Source organism: uncultured Lamprocystis sp., assembly GCF_903933125.1.
GTDB lineage: Bacteria > Pseudomonadota > Gammaproteobacteria > Chromatiales > Chromatiaceae > Thiodictyon.
This window is the reverse complement of record NZ_CAIZIZ010000421.1, coordinates 18,537-32,691: the sequence shown is the minus strand read 5'-3', so window position 1 is coordinate 32,691 and position 14,155 is coordinate 18,537. Positions and strand designations below refer to the sequence as shown.

The 14,155-nt window shown below is 64.8% G+C and carries 11 protein-coding genes and 1 riboswitch; of the genes, 6 read left to right on the top strand and 5 right to left on the bottom strand.

Annotated features, from left to right (window positions below; genetic code table 11):
- A partial coding sequence (gene thiC / locus QZY03_RS22490; protein ID WP_295584766.1) for a phosphomethylpyrimidine synthase ThiC occupies positions 1 to 1,209 on the bottom strand: 1,209 nt, incomplete at its 3' end.
- Positions 1,210 to 1,358: 149 nt separating this feature from the next.
- Positions 1,359 to 1,457: riboswitch (TPP riboswitch) on the bottom strand.
- Positions 1,458 to 1,712: 255 nt separating this feature from the next.
- Between thiC and QZY03_RS22485 the strand changes: the two genes are divergently transcribed.
- Positions 1,713 to 3,806, top strand: coding sequence for an EAL domain-containing protein (locus QZY03_RS22485; RefSeq protein ID WP_295584764.1), 2,094 nt, complete (start codon positions 1,713 to 1,715; stop codon positions 3,804 to 3,806).
- Here QZY03_RS22485 and QZY03_RS22480 read toward each other — a convergent pair.
- Genes QZY03_RS22480 through QZY03_RS22470 form a run of 3 tightly spaced genes read right to left on the bottom strand, consistent with a single transcriptional unit; the run spans position 3,803 to position 5,966 of the window.
- Complete coding sequence (locus QZY03_RS22480; protein WP_295584762.1) at positions 3,803 to 4,393, bottom strand: Uma2 family endonuclease; 591 nt, start codon at positions 4,391 to 4,393, stop codon at positions 3,803 to 3,805. The two genes, QZY03_RS22485 and QZY03_RS22480, sit on opposite strands and share 4 nt — an antisense overlap.
- A gap of 17 nt (positions 4,394 to 4,410) precedes the next feature.
- Positions 4,411 to 5,082 (bottom strand): cyclodeaminase/cyclohydrolase family protein, encoded by a 672-nt coding sequence (locus QZY03_RS22475; protein WP_295584760.1) that lies wholly within the window; start codon positions 5,080 to 5,082, stop codon positions 4,411 to 4,413.
- Positions 5,079 to 5,966: a bifunctional 5,10-methylenetetrahydrofolate dehydrogenase/5,10-methenyltetrahydrofolate cyclohydrolase gene (locus tag QZY03_RS22470; RefSeq protein ID WP_295584758.1), complete on the bottom strand. Its 888-nt coding sequence runs from the start codon at positions 5,964 to 5,966 to the stop codon at positions 5,079 to 5,081. The genes QZY03_RS22475 and QZY03_RS22470 overlap by 4 nt, the downstream gene beginning before the upstream one ends.
- 288 nt (positions 5,967 to 6,254) lie before the next feature.
- On the opposite strand from QZY03_RS22470, the gene QZY03_RS22465 reads away from it, so the two are divergent.
- Entirely contained in the window at positions 6,255 to 6,953 is a 699-nt protein-coding gene (locus tag QZY03_RS22465; RefSeq protein ID WP_295584756.1) for a DUF4124 domain-containing protein, read from the top strand.
- 312 nt (positions 6,954 to 7,265) lie between these two features.
- Positions 7,266 to 9,338 (top strand): PhoX family phosphatase, encoded by a 2,073-nt coding sequence (locus QZY03_RS22460; protein WP_295584754.1) that lies wholly within the window; start codon positions 7,266 to 7,268, stop codon positions 9,336 to 9,338.
- 613 nt (positions 9,339 to 9,951) lie between these two features.
- Here QZY03_RS22460 and QZY03_RS22455 read toward each other — a convergent pair.
- A complete protein-coding gene (locus QZY03_RS22455) occupies positions 9,952 to 10,314 on the bottom strand; it encodes a VanZ family protein (RefSeq protein ID WP_295584752.1) in 363 nt (120 codons plus the stop codon).
- A gap of 538 nt (positions 10,315 to 10,852) precedes the next feature.
- Between QZY03_RS22455 and QZY03_RS22450 the strand changes: the two genes are divergently transcribed.
- The 3 genes from QZY03_RS22450 (at position 10,853) to QZY03_RS22440 (ending at position 14,084) form a co-directional block, all read left to right on the top strand.
- Positions 10,853 to 11,155 (top strand): DUF3368 domain-containing protein, encoded by a 303-nt coding sequence (locus QZY03_RS22450; protein ID WP_295584749.1) that lies wholly within the window; start codon positions 10,853 to 10,855, stop codon positions 11,153 to 11,155.
- Between the two features lie 10 nt (positions 11,156 to 11,165).
- Entirely contained in the window at positions 11,166 to 12,191 is a 1,026-nt protein-coding gene (locus QZY03_RS22445; protein WP_295584746.1) for a Fic family protein, read from the top strand.
- A 168-nt stretch (positions 12,192 to 12,359) separates the two neighbouring features.
- Positions 12,360 to 14,084 (top strand): RNA-binding domain-containing protein, encoded by a 1,725-nt coding sequence (locus QZY03_RS22440; protein WP_295584743.1) that lies wholly within the window; start codon positions 12,360 to 12,362, stop codon positions 14,082 to 14,084.
- The last annotated feature ends 71 nt before the right edge of the window (positions 14,085 to 14,155 follow it).

The following is a 14,155-nucleotide window of genomic DNA, read 5'->3' as shown; positions in this document are numbered from 1 at the left end:
AGCAGCGTCGTTGGCATCGGCAATGGACCCTGGACGCAGTCCGTCACCCAGACTGAAGGCGACATCATAGGCCTTCATGATCTCGCAGATGTCTTCGAAATGGGTGTAGAGGAAGTTCTCCCGATGGTGCGCCAGACACCATTTGGCCAGGATGGAGCCGCCACGCGAGACGATGCCGGTCACCCGGTCCGCGGTCAGCGGCACATAGCGCAGCAGGACTCCGGCGTGAATGGTGAAATAATCCACCCCCTGCTCGGCCTGTTCGATGAGGGTATCGCGGAACATCTCCCAGGTCAGTTCCTCGGCCTTGCCGTCGACCTTCTCCAGAGCCTGGTAGATAGGCACCGTGCCGATCGGCATTGGCGCATTGCGCAGGATCCATTCGCGGGTCTCGTGGATGTTCTTACCCGTCGAGAGATCCATCAGGGTGTCGCCGCCCCAGCGGGCCGACCAAACCATCTTCTCGACTTCCTCCTCGATCCCGGACGTGACCGCGGAGTTGCCGATATTGGTATTGATCTTCACCCGGAAATTGCGCCCGATAATCATGGGCTCCAGTTCAGGATGGTTGATGTTGGCCGGGATGATGGCGCGCCCGCGGGCAACTTCGGCACGCACGAATTCTGGGGTGATGGTCTCCGGCAGGCTGGCGCCGAAGGAATGACCCCGGTGCTGGCGCAAGACCTTGGCATAACGCGGATCGCCGCGCAATGTATCCAGTTGCATGTTCTCGCGAATCGCGACGTATTCCATCTCGGGGGTGATGATCCCCGCCCGCGCGTAATGCATCTGGGAGACATTTCCGCCCGGCTTGGCGCGGCGAGGCGTGCGCAGATGCGCGAAACGCAGATGCGCCAGACCCGCGTCCCCCTGACGGCGGCGCCCGAACTCGGAACTGGGGCCGGCGAGGCGCTGGGTGTCGCCGCGCTCCTCGATCCAGGCCGAACGCAGGTCCGGGAGGCCGGCCATCAGGTCGATGTGGACAGTCGGGTCCGTGTAGGGGCCGGAGGTGTCATAGATGAACACCGGCGGGTTCTCTTCGATCCCCTGGCTGGCCTGGGTGGGGGTGAGACTGACCTCGCGCATGGGCACGCGCAGGTCCGGCCGCGAACCCTGGACATACGCTTTGCGGGACCCTGGGAAGGGCTGGGTGACCTCGTCCGACAACTGCGCGGTCTTCTGGACGAATGTTTTCGGGATGGCGCTCATGGATGTCCTCGCGATGCAAGCGGGCGCGCTGGGGCGCCGTTGTTCAAATTCCGGGGAACCAGCGCCGGGGCTGATCGGTCGGCCAAGGGCCGGCGGGACGGAAAGCGGCAGCGAACAGGCGGGCGGGACCGCGGCGACGCGGGGTTCCGACGAGGGTTCGGCTGCTTTCCTGCGCCGGCATGATCCGGATCAGGTTCAAAGGGACTCTCTCAGCCCGACGCTCGGTTCGGACACCCCCAGCAGGTTTCAAACGGGAAACCTATAGAAATCGTCGGCGGATTTCAACCACCGTGATGCGAATACACGGTCGGGCAGGCCCGCCGGGGCCGCCAGGACGCAAACCAACGGCCCGAACGTGCTACCTTAAGCACGCGCCGACAGCCACTACGCGCCGCGGACGCCGCGGAAAAGGCGCGGTCTGTCGGTTAGCGACAGCAGGAAGGCCGGCGTGCAGGCACGTTTCGGCCGTGGGAAACCAAGCAGACTGCATCGAGGTTCACGAGATGCCAACTCCCATGACGCACCGGATACCCAACAACCACGTCTACTACCTGGGTGACGATACGGCCCTGTGCCTCGACCTGGGTTCGCTCATCAACCAGAAGGGATTGACGCTGCGGATATTCGCCACCCCGGACGCCTTGGCCGCGGCGACCGCGCAGACCGCCCCGGCGGTGTTGATCCTGGAGATGAGCAAAATCCCGACCGGCACGACCCTGGAACCCTTCCTCAACGGCCTGCTGGCCAACGCGGAGCAACGCCCGGAACTCCTGTGCATCGCCGCGCAGGAGGCCATCGAAACCCGCCTGCACGCTATGCGGGCCGGCGCCCAAGGCGTCTACCTGGACCCAGTGTCCGCCGGGGATCTGGCGCAGCGGGTGGCTCAACTCAGCGGCATCGACGGCGCCAGCCGCTACCGTGTCCTGGTGGTCGAGGATGACCCGGCCCAGGCAAAGTATGTCGCCCTGCTGCTGCGCAATTCCAACATCGAATCGCAGGTGGTCGGCGAACCGCTCAAGGTCCTGGACGCGATCCGCTCCTTCCGGCCGGATCTGGTATTGATGGATCTCTACATGCCGGACGCCAACGGCGACGAGCTTACGGCGATTATCCGTGATCAGGACGCGTTCCTCGATCTGCCCATCATCTTTCTGTCTTCGGAGCTGGACCTGGACCGGCAGATGGATGCCTTGCGCGTGGGCGGCGATAGCTTTCTCGCCAAGCCGGTCCAGCGCAAACTGCTGGTCGACTCGATTGACCACCGCATCCGCATGGCCCGCTGGCTGCGCGAGCGCCGGCTGGCGGTCAGTCGCCGCGATGCCGCCGCCGGACTGCTTCAGACCGACCATTTCATGCGGCACCTGGACCGTTGTGTGCGCGCCAGCAAGACTCCGGGGGAAGTCGGACTCTTGCTGATCGAGATCGACTCGCCGCAAGCGACCCTCGACCGGCTCGGTTTCGACGGGACCGATCGACTGTCGCGCCGCCTGGAGGTCGAACTCAGCAACCGCATGACGCCCGAGGAGTGCGCCACACGGCTGGGGGACTTCAGCTATGCCTTGCTGGCCAAACGCGACGATACACGCGCACTGCTGGACTTGGCGGAGCGGCTACGCCACCTGCTCGCTGACACCGGGTCGGCGGATCGCACAGGGTCGCCGGCGGAGGCCACGGAGTACAAGACAACCGTCAGCATCGGGATCGGACGCTTCGCACCCGCGGCGAACGACGCGCTCACCATGCTCTCGCGCGGGCAAAAGGCTGCCATGGCCGCCCAGGCGGCCGGCGGGAATCGGGTACAGTTCTGGGAGCCGGCGGTCACACCGGGGCAGCCAGCGCAGGCGGATGCCCAAATCCGCACGCTGATTGAAGGCGCCATTGGCCGCCAGGGACTGATGCTGCTGTTCCAACCCATCCTGTCGCTGGGCCAGGACGCGGGCGAACTTTACGAAGTCCAGTTGCGACTGCGCGCCCCGGACGGCGAGCACATCCCACCCCACGACTTCCTGCCCGTGGCCGAACGGACCGGGCTGATGCCGACGATCGACCGCTGGGTGATGCAGCACGCGATGGACGTGATGGACGTCCAGCGGGTCGCGCACCCGCGGCTGCGCCTGCTCGTCCATCAGACACTGACCGCGGTCGCCGCGCCCCAGTGGCTCCAGTGGTTTCGCGACCAGATCGTCCAGCGCAACCTGATCCGCTTACGGCCGCTGCTGGCGCTGCGGATGGGCGAGATCCTGGGCGACCTGGACACGGCCAGGCCCTTGATGGCCAACCTGCGCAACTACGGGGTCCAGGTCTGCATCGCCGACTACTCCGGCAGCCCCGCCGAGCGGCAGATTCTGGCTGAATTCGCGGTCTCCCTGGTCAAGCTCGCCACCCATACCCTGACGAATTCCGAGCAGGGCGTGCTGGCAGGGATCATCCGTGACCTGCACGACCTGGGGTCGGCGGTCATCGCCGCAGGCATCGAGGACCCGGACACCATCGCGCGTGTCTGGAACTGCCGCCCGGATTTTCTGCAGGGCAATTATCTCCAGTTGCCGAGTACGGAACTCAATTACGACTTTGCCAAGGCGGAGTATCTCGCCTAAGCGATCACGCGCCGAAACGCCTGCACCGCGTCGTATTGGTCCGGCATCCGCGCATGAGCGGCGAGCAGGGCCAAGTCCAGATCCGGCAGCAGTCGGCTGCGGGTGTCACGGCGGTAGCCGTCGGGTTCCAGTAGATAGACCTCCAGATCGCCGTTGCGCCAGAGCCAGACCTCCGGGATCCCCAACCCCTGATAAAGCGGGAACTTGCTGAGCGCCTCGTGGGTGATGACGACCTCGATGACGAGATCCGGCAGTGACTTGTCGGCGCCGATGCAGTAGGACTGGTCCGGCTCCCCGGCGGCCCGGCCGGGCTGCTTCAGGGTGAAGCCGCCGCGGCCATAGAAGCGGATCCCTTGCGCGGTCAGATAGGCCTCGAGGAGATAGCCGATGCTCATCTTGCGCGTTTCGTGCTCTGGCCCGATCGGCGACATGATCTCCAGGCTCCCATCGAGGTAAGTGAGGCGGACCGCGCGGCTGTCTTCGAAGCAGGCGGACAACTGCTCGAAGCGCTGCCAGGAGACCCCTTCGAGCAGGATGCGCTGCACCGCGTTGTCGGTGGCGGCGGGTGGGTCGATGACGGTGGGCATGGGGATGAGCGCCAAACTCAGGCCGGGCCGCCCAGGCCGCGCGAAACGGTTGCCAGCACCTCCGCCGCGAGCCGGGAACCTTCCTCGGCCAATTGGACGCGGGCCGCGCCGCACGCCGATTGGAATGCAGCATCCCGCAAGCCGGGAAGATTGATGTCCACATTGAAGAGCACGGCCTTGAGCGCGCCCTCCAGGATGCCGGCGCCGGCCCCGACATCGCTCAGCACATGGGGATGGGTGAGCGGCAGGGCCCGCGTCGCCAGATGCAGCGCGGCGACCATGAACCGTGCCGCCTGCAGCGGTGACTCAGTCGCGCGGATCACCGCGGCCTGCAGGGACTCGGCGCGCTGCTGTTTCTGATCATCCGTGTCCTTCGGCAGTTTGAGTGCCGCCATGTAGGCGCGGAAGGCCGCGATATCCGCATCCGCCGCACCGGCGATCTGCGCCATCACCTGGCGTGATTCGGCCAGCAGCGCGCTGATCTGCGCGGGCAACGCCACGTCCTTGCGCTTGCCGGAAATCTCCAGCGCCATCACCACCAGAGCCAGGCCGCAGGCCGCGGTCACACCGGCGACACTGCCGCCGCCGGGCGTGGGCTGGGCACTCGCGGTGGCGGACAAAAAGTCCTGCAGCGACTGCGTCCAGAGCGTGTCGGTCACATCGGTCGAATCGGTGATTGGGGTGTTCATCGCGTCGTAAGATCAGCCTGTTGTCTCTCTGCCGCGTGGATCAGATTCTGAAAAATCAGCGCGGAGGTCAATGGCCCGACGCCGCCGGGAACCGGCGTCAGCGCCGCGGCGAGGCCCTCGACCGCGGCCGCGTCCAGGTCTCCGACCAGCTTGCCGTTCAGATAATTGATGCCCGCATCGATAAGGATCTGGCCGGCCCGCACGTGCGCGCGCCCGATCTGATGGGCCCGGCCGATGGCCACGAACACCAGCTCACACTCCGCCGCCACCGCCGCGAGATCACGGGTGCGGCTGTGGCACACGGTCACCGTGGCATGGCGATTCACCAGCATACTGGCCAGGGGTCGGCCGACGGTGCGTCCGCGCCCGATGACGGCCACCTGCTTGCCGGCCACTGAGCCCCGCGTCTCCGCGAGCATGATGCAGGCCTGCGCCGTCGCCGAGGTCAGCGCCTCGTCCTCGCGTCCGGTAGCGATCAGACCCATGCTGTAGGCCGTCATGCCGTCGATATCTTTGGCCGGCGCGATCAGGTCCAATGCCCGGTCGCCGTGAAGGTGCGGGGCGAGCGGCAGCTCCAACAGAATGCCGTGCACCGTCACATCCCGCGACAGCGCCCGACAGGTCTCCTCCAGTCGCTCCTGCGTGGTATCGCTGCCCAGGTCATGGATATCAAGTTCGATACCCAGTTGGGCGGCGGTGCGTTGCTTCGCTTGCGAATAGCTGAGCGACGCCGGGTCCTCGGATGCAAGGATCACCGCCATTTTCGGCTTGAGACCGGCTGCCGTCAGCACCGCGGCACGCGCGGCAACCGCCTGGCGAACGTCTTTGGCCAGGGCGTCGCCCCGGATCTTCTGTGTTTCTGTAATGGTGTCAGTGGTGGACATGCAGTCTGCGTCATGTTTCGGTGAGACCCGGCACGGGCTTGCGTGTGCAGCCGCGGGCGGTGCGGCCGGCGGCCGCGACAAGGCAAGAAAACCGACCGCCCCAGGTACGATAAGGGTTCGAATGTAGCCCGGATACAGACAGCGAGCAAGCCCGGTCGAACCTGACGACGATCAAGATCCACGGGGTCCGACAGCCGGACCGATTGCCGATCCTGCGAAGCCGGTCTCACGGCGGTCTGCTATCGTTAATCCGGTTGGCAATGTCACAACGCAACAAGGATCTGGATCATGGCCAAGCCCCTTTCATCAATGTCTCTGGTACTGACACTCGGCATCAGCATCGCCGCCTTGAACAGCCCCAATCCGGCCACCGCAGCGATCTACCGATGCACCAACGCGGCAGGAGAGGTCGGATTCTCGGACGAACCCTGCCCCACCGGCGTCGCCACGGACGAGTTGGATATCCAGAGTCGACCCTCTCGGCGCGCCTCCGGCCGGACGGCCGACGACAACCCCTACTCCGCCATCGAGCAGGTCAAGCGGCTGGAGCGGGAACAGGGCCGGCATAAAACGCCGCGGCGCGATGCGGCAAACCCGGATCATCACGCCAGACTGCGGGACATCAAGGAACAGCTCCGCACCTTGGCGCGCGGTGAACGGAATCTGCGCGACGACCTGGGTGGCGACGCATCACCGATCCGCAAGCGATGGGCTCGCGAAGAACTTGCCACGCTACTCGAACAGCAGGCGCAACTGCGTCGGGAGCGTGACCTCCTTAGCGGACGCCGCCCCCGGACGGCCGACATCGAGCGCCGCGCCAGGAAAGACGCCTTGGAGGCTGAATCTGTTACGCGCGCGGCGCAAGCAAGGGCCGAGCAGGCGCAGCGGGAGGCGCAATTGCGTTCACAGGAAGCGAAAAAGCAAGCCCAAGCCGAGGAACAGCGGGCCAACGCGAAGAGCTGGCACACCAAAGAACCGCAACCATGAGCGCCGGCGCCCAAGCGAAGCTGATGACATATCGACCGCATTGATCGCCTTCGTACCTGATATACGGACCGACCCTTGGCGTAAAGGCGGGCTTGAAACCCGCCCCCACATCCGGTTATCCCTTCCGACGGCGATACATCACCAGGCGACGGTCTCGGATCTCGTCCGACGCCGATCGCGACGCCCCCGACCTTAATCCGACTGTAATGATCAGACATTAGACTGTACCGTGACGCGGGATCGAGGCACGTGTTGCCAGCCCTTCCCGCCAACATCAGTCAAGGCTGTCACGATCACGCCGGGAGGATTGTCATGCGCTCGTCCAATGAAGAAGATAGTGTCAGTAATGTCAGCGGAAACCGCCATCTCAATGAGATCGTCGCGGTCAATATGAAACGTCGGCAACTCCTGATCGGTGGGTTGAGCGCCGCGGCACTTGGTTTTCTCGGGATTCCCGTTCCGGGCGGTCTGCGTGAAGCGCGTGCATACGATACCTCGATCCCACCGCGCCCCGGCTTTGGCGGCATCGGCTTCGACGGGATTCCAGCCAACACGCTCGCCGCGGGTCTGCTCGACGATGTGCGTCTGCCGCCCGGCTACACCTACCAGGTGCTCTATGCCTGGGGTGATCCAATCGGCGCGCTCGGCCAAACGCCAGGCGCGCCGGCCTGGAAGGACGATGCCGGTAACACCGCCGAGGAGCAGACGCTGCAGTCGGGTGACCACCACGACGGCATGAAGTTCTTCGCATTCCCGCAGAAGGGAAAGGGCTATCGCGGCATCCTGTGCGTGAATCATGAGTATAACGATCAGGAGCTCCTGTTTCCCGATGGCATGGAGAACTGGTCGCTGGAAAAGGCCCGAAAATCCCAGCATGCGCATGGCGTGAGCGTCATCGAGATCGGGGTCGATCGGGTCACGGGCGGTTGGGAAGTGAAGCGTCCGTCACGCTTTGCCCGCCGGATCCACGGCAACACCCCGATGCTGCTGTCGGGTCCCGCGGCCGGCCACCCGCTGCTGCAAACCGCCGCCGATCCGACCGGCACCCTGGTGCTGGGCACGCTGAACAACTGCGCGAGTGGACGCACCCCTTGGGGGACCTATCTGACCTGTGAGGAAAACTGGAACGGCTATTTCGCCAATCCCACCGGCGATGTCGAAAGCGTTCCGGGTGAAGATCAAAAACTCGAAATCCTCGCCGGCCAATCCCGCTATGGCATTACCCAGGAAGGTGTCGGGTACCGGTGGCATGAGGTCGACGCGCGCTTCCGTGCCGATTTCAATCCCAATGAACCGCATCGCTTCGGCTATGTGGTCGAGATCGATCCCTTCAATCGGCGTGGCACGCCCAAAAAACGGACCGCCTTGGGGCGCGTCAAGCACGAGAACGCCGAACTGGTGGTCGCCCCTGATGGCCAGGTGGTCGTCTATACCGGTGATGATGAGCGTAATGAGTACATCTATAAGTTCGTCACCAAGGGGCGCTTCGACCCGAATCAGCGTCGCGCCAACATGGACCTGCTCGACGAGGGGACCCTCTATGTGGCCCGTTTCCATGAGGATGGCAGCGGTGAGTGGCTCGAGCTGACACCCGACAATCCCGCGTTGGCGGGCTGGACCCAGGCGGAGATCTGTATTCGCACCCGCCAGGCAGCGGATCTGGCGGGTGCGACCATGATGGATCGGCCGGAGTGGATCAGCGCCCATCCGTTCAAACGCTCGACCGTGTATTGCACCCTCACCAATAATAGCAACCGCGGCCGCACCCCGGCATCGGTCAACACCCCGACGACCAACGCGGGCTCGGCTCGACCCCCGATAGACACGGCCAACCCGCGCGGCGGTGACGCCGGCGAGGGGTTTGGCTCGGGTAACGTCTACGGTCATATCATTCGCTGGCACGAAGCTGGCGGAGACAACACCGCTCTCACCTTCACCTGGGACATCTTCGCCCTGGCCGGTGACCGGGCGCAAAGCGTCGACAAGCTCAAGGGCAACATCCTCGGCGATGAATACAACAGCCCGGACGGACTCTGGTTCGACTCGACCGGTCGGCTGTGGATTCAAACCGATGCCACCACGAGCGAGTCCAGCTATGCCGAGGGTGGCGTGAACGAGCGGATCGGAACCAATCAGATGCTCTGCGCGGACCCGTTGACCGGCGAGACGCGTCGCTTCCTGACCGGTCCCAGGGGGTGCGAGGTCACTGGCGTCACCGCGACACCCGACAACCGTGCCCTGTTCGTAAATATCCAGCATCCGGGTGAGGGTGGAACCAGTGAAAACCCGACGGCGGTGAGCAGTTGGCCCGACCGCGGAGCACGACCGCGCTCGGGGACCATCGTCATCACCCGCACGGACGGCGGGGTGATCGGCGCGGCCTGATCCCGATGGGAGCGCCTGCCGCGACATTGTCACGGCGAGGACATCGCGGCGGCGCTCATTGAGCGGATGGCTGTTGCCGGCGGCCTTAATCATCGTTCCGGCCGTAGTGGACAAGCGCGAGCCGCAGTGCGGCGCTTGTCCACCCTACGATGTCCCGTGGCCGGAACCGTGATCAAGGCCCGCGCCAGCCTTGATCATAAATCCGGCCACCAGCCCTTGCGGCAGCCCATTGCGGCCGGGGGCCGCTCCTACGCTGTAGGAGCGGCCCCGGCCGCGACGAGTTCCAGCCGCGACCTGGCCGGCATTTAGAGGCATTTATGGTGTCGGCGAGGGTGAGTTTCATGTGTGGCGCGGGCGTCCTTCAGGGTTCAGCTTGCGGGTTTCCCGCTGTCGGATGGCCGACGAGATCGGGTGTGTTGACGTCGTCGTCGAGCGATCGTTGACATGGCCTATCACCTGGAATCCGCGACTGCGCCACAAGCCTGACCGAAGACCGCCACATGGACCATCGGGACCGCTCCTGACAGCCAGGTGCCGGCTCACCAAGTACAGCCACAAACCGGCTGCGCCTGAACAGTGACGGCGGCCCGCGCCACTTTTTCAGCGCGCCCGATCATGTCCCCCGACAAGGCGCACGCCGCAGCACAGCAAGCACCCCCAGCGCAGCCGTGATTCCGATCAAGTCGGGCAGCAAATCCTGCCACTCCGCCGTGCGCCACGTGGTCATACCCTGTAGTAACTCAATCAGTGCGCCATACCCCAACAGGCCCGCTGCCACCCGCCACGCAGCCCCGGGAAATGCCCTCAAGCCCAGCATACCAAGTACAAAAAAAGCCAGGACATGGTTGGCCTTGTCCCAACCTGTGCTGACGAGCATCAGCGGCGCAGCGTCGGGCAACAAAGCCAACGTCAGGACGCTGAGCACGCACAGGATAAAAGCGGTGCGCCACATCCAGAGTTCAGACCAATCACGCACGACGTCAGATCCTCGATGACTGCATTAGGCGACAATCCGTTGGTCGGCGCAGTCCCCTACTTTCACGCGCACGAGACCCGGTTGCGCAAACAAAAACGGCCTACACCCGATTGAGTCTAAACCGTTGTCTTAATTGGCGCGCCCGGAGAGATTCGAACTCCCGACCCCCTGGTTCGTAGCCACGCGGTCGCCAAAACAACGCTTTAGAGTCAACACTTTAGCACATCCTGCCCCACGCTACTGTGACTGCGAAAGACACGCGGGAGCGGCACCTGACCTGACGGCGTCACGTTTCCGTCACGCCATCCAGGCCGCGGCCAGCACCCCAGGGGGCATCTGTGCGTCCTACTCTCGCGCAAAGGTGCCGTGCCACATCATCACCAGCGTGCTCCAAAAAAGGCGTCGCGCTACAGCGCTCCCCAAGGTGAAGCGGCGCGTGCCTTTGCTAAGATTATGCCCATCAGATATTCCCATGGGAGCTAGGCATGGAGACCGTCAACGTCAGCGGACTCAAGAACAAGCCCAGCGAGGCGACTTGGTGCTCCCTGACCTCGATGAGGGAGAAGCCGCCTGCATTCGCCTCGCCCTGGCTCACCCCGGGGCCAGCCTGGTGTTGATGGACGAGCGCGCCGGCCGTGCGGTCGCCATGGAGCATAGCCTGGCCGTGGCCGGCACCGCGGCGATCATCGGGATGGCCAAGACGCGGGGGCTGATCGGTTCGGCGCGGGACGCGTTTACCCGTCTGCACGGCTCCGACTTCCGAATCTCGGCGCAGGTGATCGCGACGGTACTGAGACGCGTCGGCGAGATAGAATCAACTAGTTGCGCAATGCGGGATTGAGTCGAAGCCCATGATCGCCCCCTATTCACCACCGTTCGCGATCACCCCCGCCATCGTCGCGCTCATCGCCGACATCGCCGAGCAGGTCGGCCAGTATGCCCAGGCCGGGGATTCCGCCGCCGCCCTGCGGCTGCGGCGCGTCAATCGTATCCGTACCATTCAGGGCTCATTGGCGATTGAAGGCAATACCTTGAGCGAGCAGCAGATCACCGCGATCCTGGAGGGGAAGCGGGTGATTGCCCCACCCCGCGAGGTCCAGGAGGTACGCAACGCACTGCTGGCCTACGACCGGTTCGCGATCTGGAACCCGGCGTTGGAGGATGACCTGCTCGCCGCCCATGCCCTGCTGATGGCCGGCCTGGTGGATCGGCCTGGCGCTTATCGTAGCGGTGGTGTCGGGGTCATGTCGGGTAGCGCGGTGGTCCACATGGCGCCACCCGCCAGTCGCGTCCGCGGCTTGATGGAGAGCCTGTTCGGCTGGCTGCACGGGTGCGAGGTCCACCCACTGATCGCCAGTTGCGTCTTCCATTATGAATTTGAATTCATCCACCCCTTTGACGACGGCAACGGGCGCATGGGTCGGCTCTGGCAAAGCCTGATCCTGAGCCGCTGGAAACCGCTGTTTGCCGATCTGCCAGTCGAGAGCATCGTCCATGCCCATCAGGGCGACTATTATCGGGCGCTGGCTGACAGTACCCACGAGGGCGCATCGACGCCTTTTATCGCCTTCATGTTGGGTGTGATCCGGAAGGCCCTGGGTGCCCACCAGACCGAACAAGCAACCGCACAAGCTACCGAACAAGTTCGGCGACTGCTCGCGTCGATGGGGGACGGCTGCTACTCGGCCAAGTCTTTGATGCTGCTGCTAAGATTATCCCATCGCCCAACCTTTCTCTACGATTATCTGCAACCGGCGCTCGCCGCTGGTTGGCTGGAGCAGACACATCCCGATACGCCGAAGAGTCCCAGACAGCAATACCGTCTGACCCGGTCAGGACAACAGGTGGCGCAGGACCTGACCCAGGACACTCACTGATAGTGATAGCCGGTGTGATCGCCGGAGCCTGACTTGACGGGGTATCATCTTGACCGACTACACGCCCAGTTTGCGAGCAGATCGCAGGAGTTTTTCTGACAATGACCTCGCCGACCATCTCCCGGACCGTCAGCGCCCTCCTGATCGATCCCAAGGAGTAGAGGTCGCATGCCCCGGACCCTGCGCGACATCGAGGCCCTGCTGCCTGAGCTGGACGCAGCAACCGCGGATGCCCTGGAGGATCAGGACCTCGACTTCAAAGAGTGGCCCGAGCGCAGCCGCGAGAAGGCCGTGGACCAGGTGGTCGAAATGGCCGTCTGCATGGCCAACGGTGGCGGTGGCACCGTGGTCTTCGGGGTACGCGACCGGGTGGTAGGCCGCGCGGCCGCCCTCCTGGGCGTACCCGCGGAGATCGACATCAACCTGCTGCTGAAGGCCGTCTATGACCGCACGGACCCGCGGCTCACGCCGGTCTTCGAGGAATTGATGGTGCCGGAAGGCACCGGGCGCCTGCTGTTGATGCAGGTCTACGGCGGCCTGCCGCCCTATACCGACAGCCAGGGGCGAGCCAAGGTGCGCATCGGCAAAGACTGCCAACCCATGACGGGCAGCCTACGCCGCCGCGTCCTGGTCGAGACCGGCGAGACCGATTTTACCGCCGGGCACGTCGAAGGCCGCCCGGCGGACCTGCTCTCGGCCGCCGCCATGGAGCACTTGCGCGATGCGGCGCGCCGGGAGAGCGCCCCGGAGGACCTGCTGCATCTCTCCGACCACGACCTCCTCGCCGCGCTGGACCTGCTCCGGGATGGCCGGCTGTCCTTCGCCGGTCTCTTCCTGGCCGGACACCCCGACGCCCTGCGCCGCCACCTGCCGCGCTATGTCTGGACCCATGCGCGCATGACGAGCGACTTGGGCTACAGCGACCGCGTGGACGGCAACGATGCCCTGCCCGTGGCCCTGAACCGCATCCTCGACCGCATCATGGCCGACAACCCCATCAGCACCCTGGAACTTGGGCTCTTCCACCACGAATACCGCGCCTATCCGGAGATCGCACTCCGCGAGGCCCTGATGAACGCCCTGTGCCACCAGGATTTCCGCGTCGGCGGCCCGCTGCTGGTGAGCCAGTACCCGGACCTTATCGAGATCGCCAATGCCGGCGGATTCATCGGCGGTGTCTCGCCGGAGAACATCCTGCGCCATCGCCCGGTCCCGCGGAACCCCTTGCTGGTCAACGCCCTGGTGCGTCTGCGCCTGGTCAATCGCATGAACCTGGGGGTGCGTCGCATGTTTCAGGCAATGCTGATGGAGGGCAAGGCCCCGCCCACCCTCGCCGAGCAAGGCGAATCCGTGCTGGTCCGGTTCCGTAAACAGCCCATCTCCGCCCCCTTCCGGCTCTTCGTCGCGGACGAGGGCAAGGCCGGGCGCGTCCTGAGCGTGGAGCACTTGCTGGTGCTCCATCATCTGCTCGGCCATCCGGAGTTGGACACGGCCACCGCGGCGCGCCTGTGCCAGCGCACCGAGCCCGAGGCCCGCGAGCTGCTCAACGACATGGAGACCGGCCTGGGCTATCTGGAGCGCGGCGGAACCGGGCGCGGCACCTACTGGGCGCTACGTCCCGACCTGCACCGTCAACTGGCCGGCCCCGGCCATCCCGAGCGCGACCGGCGCATCGCCTGGGAGGCGGCCAAGACCCGTATTCTCAGTGTCCTGAAGGATCGCGCGCGCCGCGGCGGGCCTGGACTCAGCAATCAGGAGATCCGGCAGATCACCCACTACGACAGAAACCAGGTGGTGCGCCTGATGCTGGAGCTGCGGGCGGAGACCCCGAAGATCCTGCTCGACGGCGCAGGGCGCTCGGCCTGTTACCGTCTCGATCTCGGGCAGAAATGAGCGGCGCGCATTGTCCGCGCATTTTCTTGGAAAGAATGCGCGCGGAATTGCGCGCGAGCATTTGAGTGACC

Excerpts from the sequence above, each read along its gene's own strand:
- QZY03_RS22460 (WP_295584754.1), top strand. The coding sequence starts at position 7,266 with ATGCGCTCGTCCAATGAAGAAGATAGTGTCAGTAATGTCAGCGGAAAC.
- QZY03_RS22440 (WP_295584743.1), top strand. The coding sequence starts at position 12,360 with ATGCCCCGGACCCTGCGCGACATCGAGGCCCTGCTGCCTGAGCTGGAC.
- QZY03_RS22445 (WP_295584746.1), top strand. The coding sequence starts at position 11,166 with ATGATCGCCCCCTATTCACCACCGTTCGCGATCACCCCCGCCATCGTC.
- QZY03_RS22480 (WP_295584762.1), bottom strand. The coding sequence starts at position 4,393 with ATGCCCACCGTCATCGACCCACCCGCCGCCACCGACAACGCGGTGCAG.
- QZY03_RS22485 (WP_295584764.1), top strand. The coding sequence starts at position 1,713 with ATGCCAACTCCCATGACGCACCGGATACCCAACAACCACGTCTACTAC.
- QZY03_RS22465 (WP_295584756.1), top strand. The coding sequence starts at position 6,255 with ATGGCCAAGCCCCTTTCATCAATGTCTCTGGTACTGACACTCGGCATC.
- QZY03_RS22470 (WP_295584758.1), bottom strand. The coding sequence starts at position 5,966 with ATGTCCACCACTGACACCATTACAGAAACACAGAAGATCCGGGGCGAC.
- QZY03_RS22475 (WP_295584760.1), bottom strand. The coding sequence starts at position 5,082 with ATGAACACCCCAATCACCGATTCGACCGATGTGACCGACACGCTCTGG.